At 72.3% G+C, this 22,117-nt stretch carries 16 protein-coding genes, 1 pseudogene and 1 riboswitch; of the genes and pseudogenes, 6 read left to right on the forward strand and 11 right to left on the reverse strand.

What is annotated here, in order from left to right:
* Window positions 1-12: 12 nt before the first annotated feature.
* The 6 genes from cobM to HUO13_RS29995 all read right to left on the reverse strand — a co-directional run bounded on the left by cobM (window position 13) and on the right by HUO13_RS29995 (window position 8,396).
* Window positions 13-1,596: a precorrin-4 C(11)-methyltransferase gene (gene cobM, locus HUO13_RS29970; RefSeq protein WP_211898312.1), complete on the reverse strand. Its 1,584-nt coding sequence runs from the start codon at window positions 1,594-1,596 to the stop codon at window positions 13-15.
* Window positions 1,597-1,750: 154 nt separating this feature from the next.
* Entirely contained in the window at window positions 1,751-3,160 is a 1,410-nt protein-coding gene (locus tag HUO13_RS29975) for a cobyrinate a,c-diamide synthase (protein WP_211898313.1), read from the reverse strand.
* A complete protein-coding gene (gene cobO / locus HUO13_RS29980; RefSeq protein WP_211898314.1) occupies window positions 3,154-3,768 on the reverse strand; it encodes a cob(I)yrinic acid a,c-diamide adenosyltransferase in 615 nt (204 codons plus the stop codon). Before cobO ends, HUO13_RS29975 begins: the two co-directional genes overlap by 7 nt.
* Before the next feature lie 282 nt (window positions 3,769-4,050).
* Complete coding sequence (locus HUO13_RS29985; RefSeq protein ID WP_211898315.1) at window positions 4,051-6,138, reverse strand: putative cobaltochelatase; 2,088 nt, start codon at window positions 6,136-6,138, stop codon at window positions 4,051-4,053.
* Window positions 6,139-6,175: 37 nt separating this feature from the next.
* Window positions 6,176-6,357, reverse strand: a riboswitch (cobalamin riboswitch).
* A 309-nt stretch (window positions 6,358-6,666) separates the two neighbouring features.
* Window positions 6,667-7,164 (reverse strand): GNAT family N-acetyltransferase, encoded by a 498-nt coding sequence (locus HUO13_RS29990; protein WP_211898316.1) that lies wholly within the window; start codon window positions 7,162-7,164, stop codon window positions 6,667-6,669.
* A gap of 137 nt (window positions 7,165-7,301) precedes the next feature.
* Window positions 7,302-8,396, reverse strand: coding sequence for a S1 family serine peptidase (locus tag HUO13_RS29995; RefSeq protein ID WP_249124176.1), 1,095 nt, complete (start codon window positions 8,394-8,396; stop codon window positions 7,302-7,304).
* A gap of 710 nt (window positions 8,397-9,106) precedes the next feature.
* On the opposite strand from HUO13_RS29995, the gene HUO13_RS30000 reads away from it, so the two are divergent.
* Window positions 9,107-9,742: a LysE family translocator gene (locus HUO13_RS30000; RefSeq protein WP_211898317.1), complete on the forward strand. Its 636-nt coding sequence runs from the start codon at window positions 9,107-9,109 to the stop codon at window positions 9,740-9,742.
* Here HUO13_RS30000 and HUO13_RS30005 read toward each other — a convergent pair.
* A complete protein-coding gene (locus HUO13_RS30005) occupies window positions 9,656-10,891 on the reverse strand; it encodes an MFS transporter (protein WP_249124177.1) in 1,236 nt (411 codons plus the stop codon). The genes HUO13_RS30000 and HUO13_RS30005 overlap by 87 nt on opposite strands.
* An 810-nt stretch (window positions 10,892-11,701) precedes the next feature.
* Here HUO13_RS30005 and HUO13_RS30010 point away from each other — a divergent pair.
* Complete coding sequence (locus HUO13_RS30010) at window positions 11,702-12,655, forward strand: LysR family transcriptional regulator (RefSeq protein WP_211898318.1); 954 nt, start codon at window positions 11,702-11,704, stop codon at window positions 12,653-12,655.
* Between the two features lie 451 nt (window positions 12,656-13,106).
* On the opposite strand, the gene HUO13_RS30015 is transcribed toward HUO13_RS30010, so the two are convergent.
* The 4 genes from HUO13_RS30015 to HUO13_RS30030 form a co-directional block, all read right to left on the reverse strand.
* Window positions 13,107-13,916, reverse strand: a complete 810-nt coding sequence (locus tag HUO13_RS30015; protein WP_211898319.1) for a S1 family peptidase — start codon at window positions 13,914-13,916, stop codon at window positions 13,107-13,109.
* A gap of 287 nt (window positions 13,917-14,203) precedes the next feature.
* Complete coding sequence (locus HUO13_RS30020) at window positions 14,204-15,115, reverse strand: D-isomer specific 2-hydroxyacid dehydrogenase family protein (protein ID WP_211898320.1); 912 nt, start codon at window positions 15,113-15,115, stop codon at window positions 14,204-14,206.
* 63 nt (window positions 15,116-15,178) lie between these two features.
* Entirely contained in the window at window positions 15,179-15,766 is a 588-nt protein-coding gene (locus tag HUO13_RS30025) for a bifunctional 4-hydroxy-2-oxoglutarate aldolase/2-dehydro-3-deoxy-phosphogluconate aldolase (RefSeq protein ID WP_211898321.1), read from the reverse strand.
* Window positions 15,763-16,725 carry a sugar kinase gene (locus HUO13_RS30030; RefSeq protein ID WP_249124179.1) on the reverse strand — a complete coding sequence of 321 codons (963 nt, stop codon included), beginning with the start codon at window positions 16,723-16,725 and terminating at the stop codon, window positions 15,763-15,765. The genes HUO13_RS30025 and HUO13_RS30030 overlap by 4 nt, the downstream gene beginning before the upstream one ends.
* A gap of 163 nt (window positions 16,726-16,888) precedes the next feature.
* Between HUO13_RS30030 and HUO13_RS30035 the strand changes: the two genes are divergently transcribed.
* The 4 genes and pseudogenes from HUO13_RS30035 to gdhA all read left to right on the forward strand — a co-directional run bounded on the left by HUO13_RS30035 (window position 16,889) and on the right by gdhA (window position 21,905).
* The gene (locus HUO13_RS30035) at window positions 16,889-17,434 is read left to right on the forward strand and encodes a YbhB/YbcL family Raf kinase inhibitor-like protein (RefSeq protein ID WP_211898322.1); all 546 of its coding nucleotides are present in this window, start codon (window positions 16,889-16,891) and stop codon (window positions 17,432-17,434) included.
* A 339-nt stretch (window positions 17,435-17,773) separates the two neighbouring features.
* Window positions 17,774-18,721 (forward strand): annotated as a pseudogene (locus tag HUO13_RS30040) (VanZ family protein); the annotation flags it as partial.
* Window positions 18,722-18,980: 259 nt separating this feature from the next.
* Window positions 18,981-20,378, forward strand: coding sequence for a mycothione reductase (locus HUO13_RS30045; RefSeq protein ID WP_211898323.1), 1,398 nt, complete (start codon window positions 18,981-18,983; stop codon window positions 20,376-20,378).
* Window positions 20,379-20,564: 186 nt separating this feature from the next.
* On the forward strand, window positions 20,565-21,905 hold the full coding sequence (gdhA, locus tag HUO13_RS30050; RefSeq protein ID WP_432757780.1) for an NADP-specific glutamate dehydrogenase: 1,341 nt from the start codon (window positions 20,565-20,567) through the stop codon (window positions 21,903-21,905).
* The last annotated feature ends 212 nt before the right edge of the window (window positions 21,906-22,117 follow it).

The raw sequence follows: 22,117 nt of genomic DNA on the forward strand, positions 1-22,117 counted from the left end.
CGCGTTCGGCGGCTACGCCGTGCTCCGCTTCCCGGAGTCCGAACCGGATCGGCCGGAGGCGGTCTTTCCGCCCGCCGGCTTGGTGGTCTTGGCCGACTTCGCCGACTTCGCCGACTTCGCGGCCCGGGTGCCCGAGGTCTTGCTCGCGGCGGTCTTGCCGGACTTGGATCGGACCGACGCGGTGGCCTGCTCGGTCCCGGTGCGCCGCGCCGCCGAAGCGCGCTTCGGCGCGGCGGCGGCATTTCCGGCGGGCTCCGCAGCGGCGACGGGCTCGGCGGCGCCGGTGGGCTCCGCAGCGGTGACGGGTTCAGCAGTGCCGGTGGACTCGGCAGCGCTGGCGGACCAGGGTTGCGACGCGGTGGCGGACTCCTCCTGCCTCGCGGCGGGCTTCGCCTCGCCGGCGGCGCTCTCGCCTGCGGCCGCGTCCGCGCGTGCGGCCACCGGCTCATCAGCGCCCGCCCGCGGCTTCGCCCCCTCACCCGATGCCGCCTCGGACGCTTCGGACGCCGACGGCTGGGCCTGCCTCGGCACCTCCGGCGCCGCGGCCCTCTCGCCGACCGGCTCGTCCTCATCGAGGAACAGATGTGGTTGCGCCGCAACGGATTCCGACTTGTTCGCGGACGAGCGGCCGCTGCCCGGCCGGCCCGCGCCACGCGCGGTCTCCTGCCAGCTGCGCACCGCCCACCAGGCCACGTCCGAGCCCGGCTGTTCCCGCCTGGTGCCGTTGCCCCCGGCGCTGCCGTTGCCGTTCACCGGCGTCTCGGGCACCTCGGCGGCCCGCGCGCCGTGCTCGCCGCGCGTGAACCGCCGGGTCGTCGCGTCCGGACGCCGGTAGGCGTGGAAGTGCCCGGACGGATAGTTGCGGCGGCGCCCGTGGTCCTCCAGCGACCTGCCGACCATGAACAGCGCGTTGCGCCACAGCCGGTGCTGCTTGACGGTCTTGGCCAGCTCACCGACCGTCGTGCGCAGCAGCACCTCGTCCGGCCAGCTCACCTTGTAGGCGATGAGCACCGGCACGTCGTCGGTGTAGCCGCCGGCGAGCAGCTCGTCGGCGAGCTGACCGGCGCGGGCGGCCGACAGCAGCACCGCCATCGTCGTGCCGTGCCTGGCGAACTCGCGGACCCGCTCCCGCTCCGGCATCGGCGGCTGCCCGCCCTCCAGCCTGGTCAGCACCACCGACTGCGCGACCTCCGGCACGGTCAGCTCCCGCCCGGCCGCGGCAGCCGCCGCCGAGAACGTCGCCACTCCCGGCACGATCTCCACCTCGAGGTCCATCCGGGCGCACGCGTCGTACTGATCCTGGACGGCGCCCCACAGCGCCGGGTCGCCGGAGTGCACCCGCGCCACCTTGAGGCGGTCGCGCTCGGCGCGCCGGTAGATCTCGACGGCCTCCTCGTGGGTCAGCCGCGAGGAGTCGACGAGCTCGGCGTCGGTGCGCGCGTGTTCCTGGATGCACTCGGGCGCCACCAGGCTCGCGGTCCACACCACCACGTCGGCTTCGGCGATCCGGCGCGCGCCGCGCACGGTGATCAGGTCCGCCGCGCCCGGCCCGGCACCGACGAAAGAGACGCGACCCGGGTGTGTTTCACCAATCATGTCCAACCAATCGCAACTGTGCCGGAGGATGTGCGGAGCCGGGCGGGAAACGCCGGACGTGCCGAGGCGCCGTGTCGTCGCCCTCGCCGGGGTGTGACCGTACCTCTTGATCTCCGTCGCTCAATCGGGGCGGGCACCTCGCGCCGTTTCGCGGTCACCGTCGGTGATCCGCTGCTCCGATCCGGGGCCGCATCGCTTCCGCGAAGCGGAAGACCGCGTCCGGGCCACCCGCGGGATGCGTGTGCAGATACGAAGCGTGAACTCCACTGTGGACGAATCCCTCGGCGGTCACGCCACCGGCCCGCCAGCGCCACGCCGGCCGCTCTCCTGCACCGGGTTCCAGGACGGTGCGGTGGAACTCGTGGCCGCTCGTGCGCTCGCCCTCGGCGAAGAGCACCGAGTCGGTCGCGGCGACCGCGTCCCGGTACCCGAGCGTCAGCTTCGGTGACATCGCCGCACGGGCCCGCAACACCCCGCACATCGGATGCCCGTCGAGCTCGTCCACCAGGTACAGCAGCCCGCCGCACTCGGCGTGCACCGGGCCGCCGGACGCCGCGAACTCCGCGATGTCCTTGCGCAGCAGGGAGTTCGCCGACAGTTCCGCGACGTGCTGCTCCGGGAATCCGCCAGGCAGCACCAGTCCGGCGGTACCGGCCGGAAGCCGTTCGTCGCGCGTCGGGTCGACCACGACGACCTCCGCTCCGGCCGCGGCGAGCAGCTCCACGTGCTCGGCGTAGCCGAAGGTGAACGCCGGGCCGCCGGCGACCGCCACCACCGGACTCCCGTCGACGCGGCGCACCTCCGCATCCGCGCACCAGACCTCGCCGGCGAGCGCGGGAGCGGAATCAGCAAGCGCGGCAACGGAATCGAGGTCCACCGACTGCTCCACGACGTCGGCCATGGCCGACACCACGCGGGTCGCCTCCCCGCCGTGCTCGGCCGCGGTGACGAGCCCGAGGTGCCGCGACGGCACGCGCAGTCCCTCGGCGCGGGGCAGCGCGCCGAACACCGGCAGGCCCGCCACTTCGGCCGCCTCCCGCAGGACCTCCTCGTGGCGCGCCGAACCGACCCGGTTGAGGATCACGCCACCGAGCCGCACCCCCGGCTGGAACGTCCGGAAACCGTGCAGCAGCGCGGCCAGGCTCTGGCTCTGCCCGCTGGCGTCGACGACGAGCACGACCGGCGCGTCGAGCAGCCCGGCCACGTGCGCGGTCGAACCGAAGGCCGGACCGTCACCGCCGGTTCCGATGCGGCCGTCGAACAGCCCCATCACGCCTTCCACGACCGAGAGGTCTGCCCCTGCGGCGCCGTGCTTGAACAACGGCACGATCCGCTGCTCGCCGACGAGAACCGGGTCGAGGTTGCGCGCCGCACGGCCCGCCGCGACCCGGTGGTAGCCGGGGTCGATGTAGTCGGGCCCGACCTTGAACGGCGCGACCGCGGCGGACCTGCGCCGCAACGCCGCCAGCAGCCCAGTCGCCACCGTCGTCTTGCCGTGCCCGGAACCGGGCGCCGCCACGACGATCCGGGCGAACCCGGACGGGCCCGCGGGGGCGCTCACCACTCGATGCCCTTCTGCCCCTTCTGCCCCTCGTCCATGGGGTGCTTGACCTTCGTGGTCTCCATGACCAGGTCGGCGGCGTCGATCAACGCGTCCGGGGCGTAGCGGCCGGTGATCACGACGTGCTGGTGCCCGGGGCGGTCGCGCAGGGTGCTGACGACCTCGTCGACGTCCACCCAGCCCCAGTGCAGCGGATAGGTGAACTCGTCGAGCACGTAGAGGCCGTGCTGCTGCTCACCGATCCGGCGGGCGATCTCGCGCCAGCCGTCGAGCGCGGCGGCCGCGTGGTCCTCCTCGCTGCCCTTCTTCCGGGCCCACGACCAGCCCTCGCCCATCTTGTGCCACTCGACCGGCCCGCCTTCGCCGGTCTCGTCATGCAGCTTGCCCAGCGCACGGAACGCCGACTCCTCGCCGACGCGCCACTTGGCCGACTTGACGAACTGGAACACCCCGATGGACCAGCCCTGGTTCCAGCCGCGCAGCGCCATGCCGAACGCGGCGGTCGACTTGCCCTTCATCTCACCGGTGTTCACCACGACCAGCGGGCGGTTGCGCCGCTGGCGAGTCGTCAGTCCGTCGGCTGGCACTGTCGATGGCTGTCCCTGAGGCATGCTCCGACCCTAAGCCAAGTGGCGCCGATCTCAGCGGCCCCGGTCGGGGGGCATCCGTCCGCGGCAGCCAGGCCATCAGGACGCGGTAGCGGGACGATCAGACCGCGCGACCGCGGTTGCCCCGGGAACGAAAAGGCCCTCGCGCTCAACCAGCCTGGGGGTTACCGGGAGCGCGAGGGCACTTTTCAGGTCCACCCCTGGGGGTCAGGTGGACGCGAACACCGTACCAACCGGCCTGCGAGACCCGTACGCGAGATCTCCAATCTCGTAATCAAAACGAGATCAAGCCGCGCGCGAACCGCCGTCCCGCACGGCGCGCACGACACCGGCGACGTTGTCGGCCGACAGTTCCTCCAGCCGCAGGCACGGCGCCGAGAGCGCGCCGGCGAGCCGGTCGGCGAGCCCCAGCCGCACCATCCCGTTCTCGCAGTCGACGACGACCGAGGCCACACCGGCGTCGGCGAGCAGCCCCGCCGAGCGCACCGCGTCGTCGACCGCACGGCGGGCACGTCCGTCCACATTGGACCTCAGTGGGACCGTCGCCTTGCCGTCGGTGAGCAGCACCAGCAGCGGACGGCGGCGCGGGTCGCGCGTGCGCTCGGTACCGATGACCTTGTGCGCCTTGAGCAGTCCGTCGGCCAGCGGCGTGCGCCCGCCGGTGCGCAACCTCCGCATCCGGACCGCAGCGGTGTCCACAGAGGACGTGGGCGGCAGCGCCACCTCAGCGGAGTCGCCGCGGAAGGTCACCACCCCGACCTTGTCCCGGCGCTGGTAGGCGTCGCGCAGCAGGGAGAGCACGGCACCGCTGACTGCCGACATCCGCTCGCGGGCCGCCATCGACCCCGACGCGTCGACCACGAACAGCACCAGGTTGCCTTCCCTGCCCTCGCGGACGGCGTGCCGCACGTCGTGGCCGCGGAGCACCAGCCCGGGACCGCTGCGCCCGCGCGCGGACTGATGCGGCGCCGCGGCGCTCAGCGTCGCGGGCAGGTGGATGCCATGTCCGTCCACTGTGGAAGCGCGTACGGCGCGGCCGGTGCGCGACCGCGAGCGCGAGCGCCTGCCGGGCGCTCCCTCACCGACACCCGGCACTTCCAGCAACCGAGCCCGGAACGCCGCCGCGGGCGGCGCGGGCGGACGCTCCGACGGGGCCTTGCGGCGCGGCTCACCGCCCTCCTCCGGGCTGGCTTGACCGCCACCCGGACCGCCGTCCGGGCCGTCGTCGTCCGGGCCGCCATCGTCGGGGCCGGATGCGCCACCCGGACCGCCTTCATCCGGATCGTCGTCGCCGGACTGCTCGTCCCGCTCGTCGCCGGACTGCTCGTCGCGCTCGTCCTCCGGCGGGTTGTCCGCGTGCTGGGCGGCATCGGAGAGCGCCTGCTGCAACTGCTCCTCCTCCACCCCGGGCTCGTCGAACGGGTCGCGGCGCCTGCGGTGCGGCAGCGCGAGACGGGCGGCGGCCTCGACGTCGGCCTCGGCCACCGACTCAGCGCCGCGCCAGGCCGCGTGCGCCACCGCCGTCCGGGCGAGCACGAGGTCGGCGCGCATGCCGTCGACCTCGAAGGCAGCGCACAGCGCGGAGATCCGCCGCAGCTCGGAGTCCGGCAGCACCACAGAGCCGACCCGTTCCCGGGCGGCGGCGATCCGCTTGGCCAGGTCGGCGTCCTCGTCCTCCCAACGGCGGGCGAACCCAGCCGGGTCGGCCTCGAACGCCAGCCGCCGCCGCACCACCTCGGTCCGCGTCGGCACGTCGCGGGAGGCCGTGACGTGGACCGTGAGGCCGAACCGGTCGAGCAGCTGCGGCCGCAGCTCGCCCTCCTCGGGATTCATCGTGCCGACGAGCAGGAACGAGGCGGCGTGGGCCACCGAGACACCCTCGCGTTCGACATGCGCGCGTCCCATCGCGGCGGCGTCGAGCAGCAGGTCGACGAGGTGGTCGTGCAGCAGGTTCACCTCGTCGACGTAGAGAACGCCGCGGTGGGCGGCCGCGAGCAGACCGGGCTGGTAGGCGCGGACGCCGTCGGTGAGGGCGCGCTCCAGGTCCAACGAGCCGACCAGGCGGTCCTCGGTCGCGCCGACCGGGAGCTCCACCAGCCGCGCGGGGCGGACCGACGAGGCGGTGCCGTCGTGCGGGCCGTCGGGGCACCGCGGGTCGGCGTCCAGCGGTGCGCAGCCGAAGCGGCAGTCCGGCACCACGTCGAGCTCGGGCAGCAGCGCGGCCAGCGCGCGCACGATGGTCGACTTGGCGGTGCCCTTCTCGCCGCGGACCAGGACCCCGCCGATGCGCGGGTGCACCGCGTTGAGCAGCAGGGCCAGCCGCAGGTCGTCGTGTCCGACCACGGCGGAGAACGGGTAGCGCACAGCGGTCATGCGTGCAGTTCCTTCCTCGGGTCTCGGGCGCCCCGGGTGGTGGGAACAAGGGGTGGCAGTGTCCTGACTCCCGGCTCGCCGCGTCCCTCCGGCCTTCCCAGGTCGCCCCGGTGGCTCGCGGGGGAGGTCCGCTCCCCGGTCACAGTGGCGCCGGCCGTGCCGGACTCCAACCGGCTTCCTGACGCACTCCTTGCTTTGACCACCGTGCATCGTCGCAGACCGCGATCACCGGCGAGGGCACGGCGTAACGAGAACCACTACTCCGGCGGATCGCCTCGGCCCGTCAACGGCGCGATGCGCAGGGCATTTCCGGGGCGGTGCATGTCCTGGGCATCGGACACGGCTGCATCAGGGAGTCCGTTCCAAGGCGCTCCCGCGCGCGGGACACCGCTCTTCCCCGAACCCGCCAGGGCTGCTCGGCTCCGCTCCGCCGGTTGCCGCCGCTCGCCACCTGGCCGCCCGCGTCGGGCTCGTCGCAGCCCGATCCGCCGGCACGGCAGCTACGCACCGTCTCCGGCGCGCTCGCCGCTACCTCGCCGCGCCGCCGACCGTCGGGTTCGCGGTGCGAGTGCGCGGGTCGCGTCGCATCTCGATGTGCGGAATCCCGTCCTCCAGGTACTCCTCGCCATCCTCGACGAAGCCGAAGGAGCGGTAGAACTCCAGCGCGTAGGTCTGCGCCGAGAGCACCGCGGGCTCGCGCTGCACCTCGGCGACGGCGGCCCGCATCAGCTTGCGGGCGAGCCCGAGACCGCGCGCGCTCTTGGCGGTGCAGACCCGGCCGATCCGGAAGGTGCCGTCGGGGTCCTCCAGCAACCGCAGGTAGCCGAGCACGTAGCCATCTGCTGAATCGATCCAGAAGTGGCGAGTCGTGGTTTCCAGATCACGACCGTCCAACTCGGGGTAAGGGCACTCCTGCTCGACCACGAAGACGTCAACGCGCAACCGCAGCATCCGGTAGAAGTCTTCGGCATCGAGATCCGCCGTGTAGGCGCGGTGCACAGAGGTCGCAAGAGGCTGAAGGGTCACCCTTACCTGGATATCACAACCGACCCCCGACAACCGCATCCACGAGCACTCGGAGTTGCTAACAACACCCTCCGCAGCGGATGAGTCCGCCGCAGGTCACACGCACCCCGGCTACCGGAAGCGCCAAGCCCGCCGCCTCACGCTCCCGCGATCTCGCCGGCGTAGGTCGCCAGCCGCGTGTAGACACCCGGCTGCTCCGGCCGTCCACAGCCCACGCCGTACGACACGACCCCGACCAGGCGCCCGTTGACCACGTACGGGCCACCCGAGTCACCCCCGCACGCATCCCGCCCGCCCTCGGGCGTGCCCGCGCAGAACATCGACGACCGGTCGAAGCCGGCGTAAGCCCGGCCGCACTCGGCGTCCGGGGTGACAGGCACCTCGACGGAACGCAGCACCGACGACTGCGCCCCCGACTCGGACGTGCGGCCCCAGCCGTAGACCCGGCCGACCGTCCCGGTCTGGTACGGCGCGGTCTCCCCCTGCCCGACGAGCGGGAGGACGCGGTAGTCCACCGGGGTCCGAAGCGTCAGGACCGCGACGTCGTGCCCGCTGGCGAAACCCTGGTACCGCGGGTGGACCCACGCGGCGTCGACGGCACTGACGACCCCCTCCTGCGTCCGCAGGTCGGACCGTCCGACGACCGCGCGAAGGCCGCCGAGCGGACGTGGCTTGCCGGTCGAAAGATCGATGGTGCAGTGCGCGGCGGTCACCACCTTGATCGGACTGAGGAGCGCACCGCCGCAGAACTGGCGGTCCGATTCGTCGGTGAGCGCCACGATCCACGGCGCCTCGGCGGCCGAGGTCTCCGAACCCCCGAGCACACGCGCTTCGGGCTCCGCAGCCGCGGCGGCGGCCGGGTAGACCCCCGCGAGCACGGTCACAGCCCCCGTCGCCAACAGCCGCCGCACCCGCCTGGCAGCACGAGATGCCTCGCCCTCGGAAGCGTGGCCCGCCACCGCAACCAGCCCGACGACCTCCCGGCGGCCCACCGCCACCCCAGCGCACTCGCCCACCTCATCCGGGGCCGCCACCGCACGCCAGGCAGCCACCTCACGCCGGGCCTTCACCTCACGACCAGCGTCGGCCGCACGCCGCACCTTCACCTCGCCACCGGGCACCACCACACCCCGGACAGCCACCTCACGCCGGGCCTTCACCTCACGAGCAGCTGCGGTCGCACGCCGCGCCTTCGCCTCGCCACCGGGCACCACCGCACGCCGCGCCTTCACCCCTCCACCAGGCGCCACCGCACCCCGGACAGCCACCTCGCCACCAGGCACCACCACGCCCCGGACAGCCTCGCCATCGGCCGCCACGGCCTCACCGGGAGCGACCTCAGCCGCGAGCGCTCCCCCACGCCCGGCGGCCGCGCCAACTCGAGCCACGCCGCTATGCCCGTTGACCGCCACGCCGCTTCCTGGTTCCCCGGCGCTCCCAGCTGCCGCCACGCCGCCCCGAGGCGCTCCGCCGTGGGCCGCCTCAGCGCGGACCGCCGCCTCGCCCTGCTCCGTGACTACAAGGCCAGGCGCCCCAACACGGGACCCCGCTCCGCCACTCCGTCGGCGATCCGCCCACACCTCCCCCGAGCCGGTGGACGTTCCAGCCGATCCGACGCTGTGCCGTGTGCCGTGCCGCACGTCGAGCCTCCACCTCTCCCTGGCCGAGCGATGACGGCACACCGTAGCGAGCCGACTACCCGAACATCACGAGGCACAACTCACACGTCGACAAGAAAATATTTCGTTAAGATGGTCTGCGGCGGGAAATCTTGCGGGACAAGCCCTGCTGGCCCGTTGCTCATCCGCCTCGCCCCAACACGATCCCGGCGCTCCGCGCGATCCGGGGTCGTCCGCCTGCGCCGATGCAGGACCAGATCCACCAGATCAAGTGACACCCGGTCGTGCGGGGCGATGCCGCACGCCCCAGAAGGAGGGACCGAATGTTGCTGGACCTGACCACCGTGCCCGCGTTCCTGCTCGCGAGCGCGGTGGTCATCCTGACCCCCGGCGTCGACGCCTTCCTGCTGCTGCGCACGTCGCTGCGCTCGGGCGTCCGGCCCGGGCTCCTCACCCTCGCCGGCATCCACACCGCGAGCATCGTGCAGGTCGCGGCGGTGATCTCCGGCCTCGGCGCGTTGATCACGCGGCAGCCCGCGGTGCTGGCCGCGCTCAAGTGGATCGGCGCGGCGTACCTGATCTACCTTGCCGCGACGATCCTGCGCGGTCTGTGGCTGACCAGGAAGGAGTCCGCCAACGGCGCGCTCGACGCCACCCCCGCGCCGGACCCCGCGAACCCGTACCTGCGCGGGCTGCTCAGCAACATCACCAATCCGAAGATGCTGCTGTTCAGCCTGGCGTTCCTGCCGCAGTTCGTCGGCGCCGCGGCCAACCCCGCGCTGCAACTCGTCGCGCTGGGCGTGATCTTCCTCGTCCTGGCCGCCATCTGGGAGCTGACCATTGTGCTGGCGGCGGCCCGGATCGCCGACCGGCTACGGCACCCGCGGGTCGCCAAGTCGCTCGACATGGTCAGTGCCGCGGCGTTCCTGACGATCTCGGTCGGGCTCGTCGCGGGCTGACCGGCCGCGCGCCGCGACCAGCAGGCAGGTGAGCAGCGCGAGCACCGCGCTCGCGGTGAAGATCACCGGCGGGGTGGCGACACCCGTGAGCAGGTCGAACACGTAAGGCGCGCAGAAGCCGAGGTAGGCCAGCGCCCAGAACACCGCCGTCAGGCGGGCGAGCTGCGACGGCGGTGCGATGAGGCCGACCTCGGTCAGGCAGTAGGTCACCAGCATCCCGTAGCCGCCGCCCAGCAGGACGTCCGCGCACAGGGCCGTCCACGGCTCCTCCAGGACGATCGCCGGGACCGCCAGCGCGAGTCCCGCCGCCACCGCCCACAGCCCGGCCAACGCGGGCACGATGCGGTTGCGGGCCGCCAGCCGCCTGGCAAGCGGCTGGGTGAGGACTCCGCTGCCCGGCGTCAGCAGGGTCGCGACCCCGGCGTAGACGGTCTCCAAACCGGTCAGGCGGCCGTCGACCAGACCGGGGAGCACACCGAACCCGACCGACGGCGCGAGGAAGACCCACGGCGCGACCGGTACCACCAGCCACCAGAAGCGCGGATCTCGCAATCCACTTCCGGACGAGGCAACCGACAGCGACTTCGGCCTGGTTTCGGGAGCGGCCGCGGCGGCCGTGAGCGCACCGGCGCAAAGCACAAGGTGCGGCACGTAGGCGGTGACCATCGGGTGCGGTGCCCACTGCGCGATCAGGGCGGCGACCAGTCCGCTCACGCTGAACCCGGCGGACAGGAACAGGCCCGCTCGCCGTGCGCCGGTTCCCTCATCGACGACATCGCCCGCATAGGACAGTTCCTTCACCCAGGCGCTTCCCGCGGCCAGTGCGGCGCCGGTGCCGACACCGGTCAGCAGCCTGCCGACGGCGAGCCACGGAGTGGCGACCGCCCCCGCCATCAGCGCCGCAGTCCCGGCCACGCCGGCGGCGACCGCACCCAGCACGACGGGCTTACGACCGAACCGGTCGGCGGTCGGGCCGCCGAGCAGCAGCCCCGGCAGCAGCCCCACGACGTAGACGGCGAACAGGCTGGTCACCGTCGTGCTGGAGAGACCGAGATGAGTCCCGTAAGCACCCAGCAGCGACGAGAACTGGTTCGCTCCCCACCCGGCGGCGGTCAGAAGCAACGCCGCCCGAACCCAAGCACTTCTCACGTATCCACTTCTAGACGGTGAGGGGTCGGGCGCACACCGCCCCTTCAGGAAGCGTGAACGCCGATACCGCCACCGGCTGATCACGTGTTAGCCGGGACCACATCGCTCAGTCACAGCCGGCACACCGGTCGCCACACCAGCGGCGCCCAGGCTGGCCACCGCCACGCGACCGACCTCCCGCGACCGGGCCGACCAGAGCACATAACCGAGCGCCGAACGCCCGCCGAACGAGCGACGGCCGAGCGCCCGCCGACAGATCCGTCACCTTGCTCCCACCACCCGAGCTCGCACCACCCGAGCGAGCGGCCACGACCGACCGCCGGCCGACTGGGCCACCCACTCCATCCGGTCGGAACCGCCACTGGTCGCCCCGGTCAGGACCGCCGCCAGTCGCCCGGTCCACCACCAGACCAACCATCGGTCCATCAACAGCGGAACGCCGCGCTGAACCACCCCACCATCCACGACCGACCGCCTACCCGGGCCGCCCACAGCCACACCGACGGCCCCGGCCGCAAATCGGCCTCCGACCCAACGCCAGCCAGCCTCCAAACCGAACGCCGACCCACGACCGACCGCCTACCTGACGGCCCGGCCGCGCCGCATGCTCACCTCCCCACCACCGACCGCCGCACACCCGCCAAGCCCGAACGCCGCACCCACCTAAGCCCACCAGCCGAAGTTCCCGCGTCGCCGCGGTGGCCAGACGCTGCCGCCCCTGGCCACCCCGCTGAAAACCTCATCCGGCCGCCCTGTTCCGCCGCGCACATCCGCGTACACGTGCGGGTTTCGCGCGTTACGCTCCGCGAGGTGGACCTGCGTCGGCTGACCTCCTTCGTCGCGGTGGCCGAGGAAGGCCACTTCGGGCGGGCCGCCGCACGGTTGTTCCTCTCACCGGCCGCCGTCACCGCGCACGTCAAGCAACTCGAACGCGAGCTCGGCGTGACCCTGCTCGATCGCACGCCGGTGCGACCGACGGCCGCGGGGGAGCGCCTGCTCAGGCACGCGCGGGTACTGATCGACACCGCCAACGCGGCGTCGGCCGAGCTCGCCGACGCTCCCGTGGACGACCTGCCGCTGCGGGTCGGGATCATGGGCCATGGTTCGGCCGAGCTGACTCCCGCCTCGTTGCAGGCGTTCCGGCGGGCACGCCCGGAGGTTCGGCTGGCGTTGTCGACGCTGGACTTCACCGAGGGCGTTTCGGCGCTGCTGGAGCGCCGGGTCGACGTGGCTTTCGTGCGGCCCGCACCGGTCGACGAACGCATCGCCGTCGACGTCCTGACCACCGAGCAGCGCATCGTCGTCGTCCCGAGCGCCTGGCAGGTCGCCGACGCCCCCGGAGTCCGCCTGCGCGACGTGCTGGAGCTGCCCTACTTCAGCCTCCCCGACCGCACTCCCCGGTCGTTCACCGACTACCTCTACTTCGCGTCCTCACGTGGTGGCGAGCAACCGCGGCGGAGCAGCGACCACGCGCTGACGCCGCAGGACGTGCTGATGAACGCCGCGCTCGGTCGCGGTGCCGGGTCGGCCCTGCTCTCGTTCACCCGCTACTACTCGTGGCCGGGCACGACGTTCGTGCCGGTGGCCGACGCGCCGTGGGAGCAGAGCGTGCTCGCCACTCGCGCGGATGACCGCCGTCCGGATGTCCTCCTGCTGCGCAACATCGCGACGAAGCTCGCGCGCGAACTCGGACCACGTCTTCGGCTCTCACCTCCCTCCGGTGCATCCACCCGACACGGCGCTGTCCCCACGGACACGCACTGACTCCGCCAGCCAGTCGACCGGCAACCCGACTCGCAGCTCCGACTGAGCCGCGGTTCAGGTAGTTCCCCCAGCGGGCACAGCCCTGAACGGTCGGGCCGCGGTTCGCGCGAACCGCGGCCCGACCGGCAAGCCCGTTCTCCGCCCTGTGCGCAAGCCACCCAGGACTCGGGTCCGGAAACCGGAACCGGAGACCGAAACACGTCCCCAGCCACCCACTCCCGGCAAACCCGCACGGACGCGGAGTCACAGGCTCAGTCCGGGAACCCACCACCCCGAAGGACGAGAAGTCCGTCGGGACGCGGAATTCCCGGCTCGGCCGACCGATCCCCCAGTCGGCGCGGCGCCCCAGCAACCGCACCGACCACCGGTCGGCCTCCGGCCCCAGCCGCTCCCACCCGGCCCGGGCCGGTCAACGCCGCCGGGCGGCCTCGGCCCCCGGCGCGACCTGGCCTCAGGTACCCAGTTGAGCCTGGATGTCGTCGTGGAAAGCCGCGATGCGCGTGTAGACGCCGGGACTTTCCGGACGTGCGCACCCGTCCCCCCACGAGACGAGCCCGATGAGCCGGTCACCGGCCACCAGCGGTCCGCCGGAGTCGCCCTGGCAGGCGTCGACCCCGCCCCCTGGCACACCCGCGCAGGCCATGCTGTCGGCCTTGTACTGCTCCTTGTACGCCTTGGTGCACTCCTGGTCGGCGAGGACCTGCAGTTCGCCCATGCGCAGCTCGTTCGAGCTCTGCCCGTTCTCGGCCGTCTTCCCCCAGCCCAGCACCATGCTCGGGGTGCCAGGTTGGTAGAGCGCGGTGTCCTGCCCGGAGGCCACCGGCAGCGGTGGCTGCGGCAGCTGCTGGTCCAGCGTCAGCACCGCCACGTCCGAACCGCTGTTCGCGTCCTGGTACTTCGGGTGCACCCAGATGCCGGTGACCCTGGCGACCGTGCCGTCCTTGCCGTCCAGCCGCTCCCGGCCGGCCACGACCTGCACATTCTCCGGTTTCTCCCCCAGGACGCAGTGGCCCGCGGTGACGACCTTGTCCGGTGCCCCGATGGCACCGCCGCAGAGCTGGTTGCCCTGCGCGTCGGTCAGGTAGACCATCCACGGGTGCTGGGCGATGCTCGCGGGCTGCCCGCCCACGATCGGCGGCGCCTGCAGTACGGGCGGACCGGTCGCCAGCCCGCCCGCCGCCGGGGTCAACAGGGCCGACGAGAGCGCCACCGCACCGGCCACCCCCAGGAAAGGCCACGTTCGACGCGACATCCGTGCCATCTCGCTGATCTCCTCCCTCCGGAGCGCTGGGCACGGCCCGCACGACCGCCCGTCTCCGGCTCGACAAAGTGTCCATTAGAGAGAGGAACGAAGCTTGATCCTGATTCACCGCAACCGGAAGTTAGCACCCGATCAGGTGAAGGTCAGGCAACAAGATCACCCACGCGAGCGACAGGTCCACTTTGGACATGTGCCGGACGCGCGAGGTCCGCGCGGCGACTCCCGTGCTCCCGCGACCGAAGGAATCGGTTACAGCGCAAGGAAACCCTCCGCACCGCGCCACACGCTCAGTAGCCCGCCGCGACGTCGACGACGCCCAGCAACGGCTCGCCCGCGAGGTGGCGTCGCACGTTCTCCTCCACCCTGCGCGCCAAAGCCGGAACGAGCAAGGACTTCGGGTTGGCGGTGTGCGGGGAAACGAGCGCGCGGGGCTCGCTGAGGAGCGGGTGGCCGTCGGGCAGCGGCTCCGGGTCCGTGACGTCGAGCGCGGCCCCGCCGATGCGCCCCTCCGCCAGCGCCGCCACCAGCGCGTCGGTGTCGACCAGCGAGCCGCGGGCCACGTTGACCAGCCAGGCGCCGGACTTCATCACGGCCAGCGCCTCGGCGTCGACCAGCTTGGCGGTCTGCGCGGTGGCGGGCGCGGCCACCACGACGAAATCCGACGCCGACAGCAGCTCCCGCACGCCGTCGGCGTCCTCGGACGGCCACGTCCGCTCCGCGCCGTCGACCGGTCGCCCGGACCGGTTCACCGCCAGGATCCGCACCCCGAACGGCTTCAGCAACCCGATCAGGGCGCGGCCGATCCCGCCCGCGCCCAGGATGCCCACCGTCGCCCCGAACAGCGACCGGATGCCATCCGGCGGCGCCCAGCGGTCCGCCCGCGCCATGGTGTGCAGCTGCCGGAACCCGGCGAGCATCATCGCCAGGGTGTGCTCGGCCACCGTCTCGGCGTAGACCCCCGCGGCGGAGGTGAACCGCACGCCCTCGCGCAGCACGCCGCCGGCGAACCAGGTCTCCACGCCCGCTGCCGGGAGCTGCACCCACTCCATGCCCTCGTGGAAGAGCTCGTGGAACCGCTCGGGCCCCGCGCCGTACCAGACCAGCGCCGACGCCTCCTCGGCCGAACTCGGTTCGGCTCCGCCGGCGCGCACCGCCGCTTCCAGCTCCGGCTGCGCGACCGGTCCGACGTGGATCTTCACCTGAACTCCTGCCGTAGTGCTACGAACACGTGCGGGTCGCGGGCCTCTGTTTCCGAGGCGGATTCACGACCTTCTGATGAGCTCCGCCAGCGCGGGCAACTGCTCGGGATCCTCCAACGCCGACCCGACGGCGACCACCGACGCCCCCGCAGCCAGGAAGTCCGGCGCGTTGTGCGCGTTCATCCCTCCCGTGGCCGCGAAGTGCATACCGGGGAACGGGCCGCCCATGGCGGCGAACCAACCGGTGCCGAGCACGGCGGCGGGAAATGCTTTCACCCAGGTCAGGCCGAGTTTGCGGGCGTGCTGCACCTCGCTGGGCGTGGCGACGCCGGGCAGGTGCGGCAGCTCGCTCGCGCGCACCAGCTCGGGGTCCAGCCCCGGTGCCACGGTGAACGCGGCGCCCAGGTCGGTCGCCGTGCGCAGCTGTTCGACGCCGACCACGGTGCCCGCGCCGACCGGTCTGCCGCGGCGCGCGCCCGCCTCGATCGCCGCGCGCAGCGACGGCTCGGCCTCCGGTGTCTCGATGGGCACCTCGACGGCGTCGATGCCCAGGTCCCAGGCGCGCTCGGCGAGCATCGCGGTGCGCTCGGGGTCCATGCCGCGCAGGATCGCCATGACCCCGCAGGAGAACAGGTCGTCGAAGAAGGTCATAAGCTCCCACCGAACCGCAGTGCGTTCCACGTGCTCTCGTCGCAGTCGAGCCATCCGGCCAGCACGTCGGCCGTCGGCAGCGCGGTGTGGTCCTCCGTGCTGAGCAGGCTGTGCGCGGCGAGCAGGTGGCCCAGGCGCAGGCAGCGGACCCCGCTCTCCCCTCGCAGCACACCGGACAGGTAGCCGGCGGCGAAGGCGTCGCCCGCGCCGACCGGCTCCACGACGCGCACCTCCGGCGCGGTGACGACGGCAGGCCGCGCGCCGAACGCGGTGGCGTCGTTGGCGGCGTCCTTGACCACCAGCGTCGCCGGACCGTCGAGGACCGCGCGGACGTCGTCGGCCGTCTTCGCTCCCCACAGCGTGCCCGCCTCGTCCAGGCCGACGAAGACGATGTCGGCGAGCTGCGCGAGCTCCCGCAGCCGGGGCCCGGCGGCTTCGGCCGGCCACAGCGCCGGGCGGTAGTTGACGTCGAAGGAGATCTTCGACCTGCGCGGACCGGTCAGCAGATGCGTGATCAGACGGTCGCATCCCGGCGAGAGAGCGGGCGTGATCCCGCTGATGTGCAGCAGTTCCGCGTCAGCGGCGCCGCCGAGGAACCGCTCGTCCATTGTGGATGCGGCGGAACCCGTGCGGTAGTAGTACACCGTCGTGCCGCCGGGCGCGGGGTCCTTGAAGTACACGCCGGTCGGTGCGGTGGAATGGGTCTCGACGAGCGAGGTGTCGACCCCGGCCGCACCGATGGTCGCGACCAGTCGGCGGCCCAGGGGGTCGGCGCCGACCCGGCTCGCCCAGGCCACCCGGTGCCCCAGCGCGGCCAGGTGGACGGCCACATTGGACTCCGCACCACCCGTGGCCAGCGTGAACGACGTGGCGGTCTCCAGCCCGACCGGCTCGGCCGGGGCGATCAGCGACATCGTCTCGCCCAGGCACAGCACTTCATGTCCAGCGCGCGTGGTCAAGTCGGACCTCCTCGGGACGCAGACTAACGACCAGCCACTGCGAAAAACACACTGGACTTGCAGCATGTGCACAACGTCGGCCACGACACATCCACGCGGCCGCCCAACTAGGCTGGTCGGCGAGTGATCAAAGCCCCTACTCCGACGCTGAGGAGGAAGCTCGATGAGCCTGGAGCGCCCGATCGACCCGGACCCCTACTCGCTGCTGCCCGAGGTCCCGTCGTTCACCGTGACGTCCGACGACGTGACCGACGGCAGCCCGATGGCCCTGGACCACGCCTTCGACGGCATGGGAGCGGGCGGGCAGAACCGGTCGCCGCACCTGCGGTGGGAGGGGTTCCCGGAGAACACCAAGAGCTTCGTGGTCACCTGCTTCGACCCCGACGCGCCCATCCCCGGCGGTTTCTGGCACTGGGGCCTGGTCGACATCCCGGCCTCGGTGACCGAGCTGCCTGCCGACGCGGGCAGCCGCGACGGCCGGAGCGTGCCGGAGGGAGCCTTCCACGTGGCCAACGACATGGGTGAGCACGCCTACGGCGGCGCCGCGCCGCCGCCCGGTGACCGCCCGCACCGGTACTACTTCGCGGTGCACGCGGTGGACACCGAGAAGCTCGGCGTGGACGGCACCGCGAGCCTGGCCGTGGTCAACTTCAACCTGGCCTTCCACAGCCTCGCGCGGGCGATCATCACGCCGACCTACGCCCACTGACGACTCCCCGGATTTCACCCGGAAGAGCTGAATCCGGCTGCTGGAAGCGGCTTTCCGGACGCTGACCGAATCCAGCCCGGGTGCTCGTGCCTCTTTCCAGGAGGCGACGCACTTCCCGGCAGCCGCATCGGTGCCGACCGAACTGCGTTCGCGGTCCAGGAACACCGTCGGCTCCGGGAGGTACGGGTGAACGTCCAGGTGGTGCCCGCCGCCACCGCCGCGGTGCTCGCCGCGGCCGTGGCGGCCCTGCTGCTGGTGCCCTTCGCGGCTCGCGAGCACCGGCTGCGCGGCGAGCTGCGTCCCCGCACCCTCGCACTGCGGTTCGGCACGCTGCTGTACGTGTTGGGCCTGGCCGCGTACGTGCTGCTCCCGCTGCCCGCAGACGGCGCGTGCGTGGCCATGGACCCGCAGTTGCGGCCGCTGGCCGGGGTCGCGGAGCGCGGCGCGGACGGCGCGGCGCAGTTCGCTCTCAACGTCGCGCTGTTCGTACCGCTGGGCGTGCTTATCCGGCGACGCGTGCCCGTGGCCGCGCTCACCGGCGCGTCCGTGTCCCTGGCGGTCGAGCTGACGCAGCTCACCGGGGTGTGGTTCCTCCTCCCCTGTCCGTACCGCCTGTTCGACGTCGACGACCTGCTCGCGAACACGGGTGGAGCCGTGGCCGGCTGTCTGCTCGCCCGGGTGACCGCCGGTGGGCGCCGTGGCGCGGCCATGCCGACGGGACGTCGCGGTCTCGCCCTTCCCGCGCAGCGCTCCTGGCAGTTACCGAACGCACTGTCCGCACTGAACGGGGTCGCGTACGCGGGAGCCGTGGCCGGCCGCGCGGTGACGTTGCCGAAGCCTGAGCGGGCAGCGACTCCTTTGCCCCTGCTCGATTGCGGCCCCGATACTTGCTTTGCACCACAACCGGTCACCGGTGCACCACGCGCGGGCCGGGCCGGGCCCGCGCAAAGGGATGCACCATCCCCTCCCCGCCTGCCGACCTGCGCGCCTCGCCCGGTCACCGCCTACCGGCGGCTGCTGGGCATGTGCTGCGACCTCCTGCTGCTGTGGTGGCTCGGAACAGCGTTGCGCGGAGCGATCGTGATCGGCGCCGACCTCACCGACCACGCGGTGTCGCCGGTCACCGGCAAGTGGCTGGAAGCCGCGGTGCTGTGGTGCGCGCCCGCGCTCGCCGTGCTCGGCGTCACCCTCGCGTACCGGGGTACCAGCCCCGGCCAGCACGTCGTGCTCCTGCGCACGCTCGCGCGGGACGGAAGCCCGCCGAGCGCGGCGGCGACCGCGCGCAGGTGGGCAGCGGGAACCGGAGGTCTCGCGGCGGTACAGGCCCTCGCGGCGCTGATGGACGCGTGGGGACTCGCGGACTGGTCGGGGCCGGCGGGACCACTGTCGGCAGCCTGGTGCGCGGCCCACGCACGTGGTGTGGCCGGAACCCCCGCCGAGCGGGGAATCAGCATGCGGCTCGCCGGGTTGTACGTGAGCGACGCCCGGAGCGCCCCGAGCGGGAGCTCCACGTCACCGACACCGACACCTGATGCAGGATGGACACGTGCGGCACTTCGATCTCGTCATCATCGGTTCCGGCTCGGGCAACTCGATCCTCGACGACCGGTTCGCGGACTGGAACGTGGCCATCGTCGAGAAGGGCGTCGGCAGCACCGGCAACTACGGCGGTACCTGCCTGAACGTCGGTTGCATCCCGACCAAGATGTTCGTGCACACCGCCGACGTGGCAGGCGCGCCGTCGGCGGGCACCCGGCTCGGGGTCGACCTCGAGCTGCGGGACGTGCGCTGGCACGACATCCGCGACCGCATCTTCGGGCGCATCGACGAGATCTCGTCCGGCGGCAGGCGCTACCGGGCCGAGGACAACCCCAACGTCACCCTGTTCGAGGGTGTGGGGCGGTTCACCGACGTCAAGCAGGTCGAGGTCGAGACCGCGGGCGGCACCGAGACGATCACCGCCGACCGCTTCGTCGTCGCCGCCGGTGGCCGGCCGGCGATTCCGGACATCCCCGGCATCGAGAAGGTCGACTACCACACCAGCGACTCGGTGATGCGACTCGACGAGCTCCCCCGGCGCATGATCATCATGGGCACCGGCTTCGTCGGTGCGGAGTTCGCGCACGTCTTCTCCGCGCTGGGCGTCGAGGTGACCCTGGTCGGCCGGTCCGGCCGGGCGCTGCGCAGCCAGGACGTCGATGTCTCCGAGCGGTTCACCGAGCTGGCGGGCCGACGCTGGGACCTGCGGCTCAACCGCAAGGAGATCGGCGTCGAGCAGGACGGGGACCTGACCCGCCTGTACCTCGAGGGCCCGGACGGCTCGGAGGTCGTCGAGGCCGAGGCGCTGCTGATCGCCGTCGGCCGGGTGCCCAACTCCGATCGCCTCGACGCCGCGAAGGGCGGCCTCGCGCTGTCCAGGAACGGCAAGATCGAGGTCGACTCCGAGCAGCGCACCTCCGTCGACGGGGTCTGGGCGCTGGGCGACATCAGCTCGCCCTACGAGCTCAAACACGTGGCCAACCACGAGATGCGGGTCGTGCAGCACAACCTGCTGCACCCGGACGCGCCCATCGCGTCCGACCACCGCTACGTGCCGGCCGCGGTGTTCTCGTCGCCGCAGATCGCGTCGGTGGGACTCACCGAGCAGGAAGCGCAGCGGCTGGGTGTGGAGTACGTCACCAGCGTGCAGGACTACGGCGGGATCGCCTACGGCTGGGCGATGGAGGACAGCACCGGCTTCGCGAAGCTGCTCGCGGACCCGGAAACCGGGAAGCTGCTCGGCGCGCACATCATCGGCCCGCAGGCTCCGACGCTGCTGCAACCGCTGATCCAGGCGATGCAGTTCGGCCTGGACGCCCGCACGATGGCCCGTGGCCAGTACTGGATCCACCCGGGGATGCCGGAGCTGATCGAGAACGCGTTGCTGAACCTTCCCTTGCGGTGAAACGATCTCGGGTGCCGATCGTCGCGCCCTTATCGTTACAGCAACGCGGAAAGTGAGCACTGGCAACAGGTTTCGGTATGCGGCGACCGCCCGGCCCGTCCCACCCGGCCCCTGCGCGGGCAACACCTCGCGCGGCGTCCGCCATCATCTGACCCGGCCCTTCCCAACGGAGAGAAAGGCGACCTGGTGCCGCACGCACGTCTCGAAGCGGTCTACAACGACATCGTCCAGCGCAACCGAGGAGAAACCGAGTTCCACCAAGCTGTCCAGGAAGTCCTGGAGAGCATCGGACCGGCGCTGGACAAGCACCCCGAGTACGCCGAGCACAAGATCGTCGAGCGGATCTGCGAACCCGAGCGGATGGTCACCTTCCGCGTGCCGTGGGAGGACGACCACGGCGAGGTGCACGTCAACCGCGGTTTCCGAGTGGAGTTCAACAGCGCCCTCGGCCCGTACAAGGGCGGTCTGCGCTTCCACCCCTCGGTCTACCAGGGCATCGTGAAGTTCCTCGGGTTCGAGCAGATCTTCAAGAACGCCCTCACCGGGCTGCCGATCGGCGGCGGCAAGGGCGGCGCCGACTTCGACCCGAAGGGGCGCTCGGATCGCGAGATCATGCGCTTCTGCCAGAGCTTCATGACCGAGCTGCACCGGCACATCGGCGAGCACACCGACGTGCCCGCCGGTGACATCGGTGTCGGCGGCCGGGAGATCGGCTACCTCTTCGGACAGTACAAGCGGATCACCAACCGCTACGAGACCGGTGTGCTCACCGGCAAGCACCATTCCTTCGGCGGGGCGAAGGTGCGCACCGAGGCCACCGGCTACGGCTGCGCCTACTTCGTCCGGGAGATGCTGGCCGCGCGCGGCGAGTCGTTCGAGGGCAAGCAGGTCGTGGTGTCGGGCTCCGGCAACGTCGCGACCTACGGCATGGAGAAGGTCCACCAGCTGGGCGGGACCGTGGTCGCCTGCTCGGACTCCACCGGCTACGTCTACGACGAGAACGGCATCGACGTCGGCCTGGTCAAGCAGATCAAGGAGGTCGAGCGGGGGCGCATCAGCGCCTACACCGACCGCCGGCCGGGCTCGAAGTTCGAGGAGGGCGGTGTGATCTGGGAGGTGCCCTGCCAGGTCGCGATGCCTTCGGCGACGCAGAACGAGCTGACCGCGCAAGACGCCGCAACGCTCATCGCCAACGGCTGCATGGCCGTCGGCGAGGGCGCGAACATGCCCGCCACACCGGAGGCGGTCCGGGTGTTCCGGGAAGCCGGAATCGCGTTCGGGCCGGGCAAGGCCGCCAACGCGGGCGGCGTGGCGACCTCGGCGCTGGAGATGCAGCAGAACGCGTCCCGCGACACGTGGAGCTTCGAGCGCACCGAGCGGCGGCTCGAAACGATCATGAAGGACCTGCACGACCGCTGCTACGCCACGGCGGAGGAGTACGGCGCACCCGGCGACTACGTCGCGGGCGCCAACATCGCGGGTTTCACCGCGGTGGCCGACACGATGCTGCGACTCGGGCTGGTCTGAGCCGGCGAGGCGCCGCCCGGCTCCGGCCACGGCCGCGGGCCGGGCGGTCCACCCAGACCGGGCGGCGGCTGGGTTCGGCCCGATCGCTTCCGCGCCTCCGGCAAGCCTGGCTGGCGTCCCGGTCGCGCCCGGCTGGCGTCTCCGGCCAAGCCTGGCTGGCGTCCCGGTCGCGCCCGGCTGGCGATTCGGCCGAGCCGGGCCGCGTCTCCGGC

It is taken from the genome of Saccharopolyspora erythraea (assembly GCF_018141105.1).
GTDB classification, from domain to species: Bacteria; Actinomycetota; Actinomycetes; order Mycobacteriales; family Pseudonocardiaceae; genus Saccharopolyspora_D; species Saccharopolyspora_D erythraea_A.

What these genes read in the sequence shown, in the direction of transcription:
- cobM (WP_211898312.1), bottom strand. Translation starts at nt 1,596, where the DNA reads ATGATTGGTGAAACACACCCGGGTCGCGTCTCTTTCGTCGGTGCCGGG.
- cobO (WP_211898314.1), bottom strand. Translation starts at nt 3,768, where the DNA reads ATGCCTCAGGGACAGCCATCGACAGTGCCAGCCGACGGACTGACGACT.
- HUO13_RS29985 (WP_211898315.1), bottom strand. Translation starts at nt 6,138, where the DNA reads ATGACCGCTGTGCGCTACCCGTTCTCCGCCGTGGTCGGACACGACGAC.
- HUO13_RS30000 (WP_211898317.1), top strand. Translation starts at nt 9,107, where the DNA reads ATGTTGCTGGACCTGACCACCGTGCCCGCGTTCCTGCTCGCGAGCGCG.
- HUO13_RS30015 (WP_211898319.1), bottom strand. Translation starts at nt 13,916, where the DNA reads ATGGCACGGATGTCGCGTCGAACGTGGCCTTTCCTGGGGGTGGCCGGT.
- HUO13_RS30025 (WP_211898321.1), bottom strand. Translation starts at nt 15,766, where the DNA reads ATGACCTTCTTCGACGACCTGTTCTCCTGCGGGGTCATGGCGATCCTG.
- HUO13_RS30035 (WP_211898322.1), top strand. Translation starts at nt 16,889, where the DNA reads ATGAGCCTGGAGCGCCCGATCGACCCGGACCCCTACTCGCTGCTGCCC.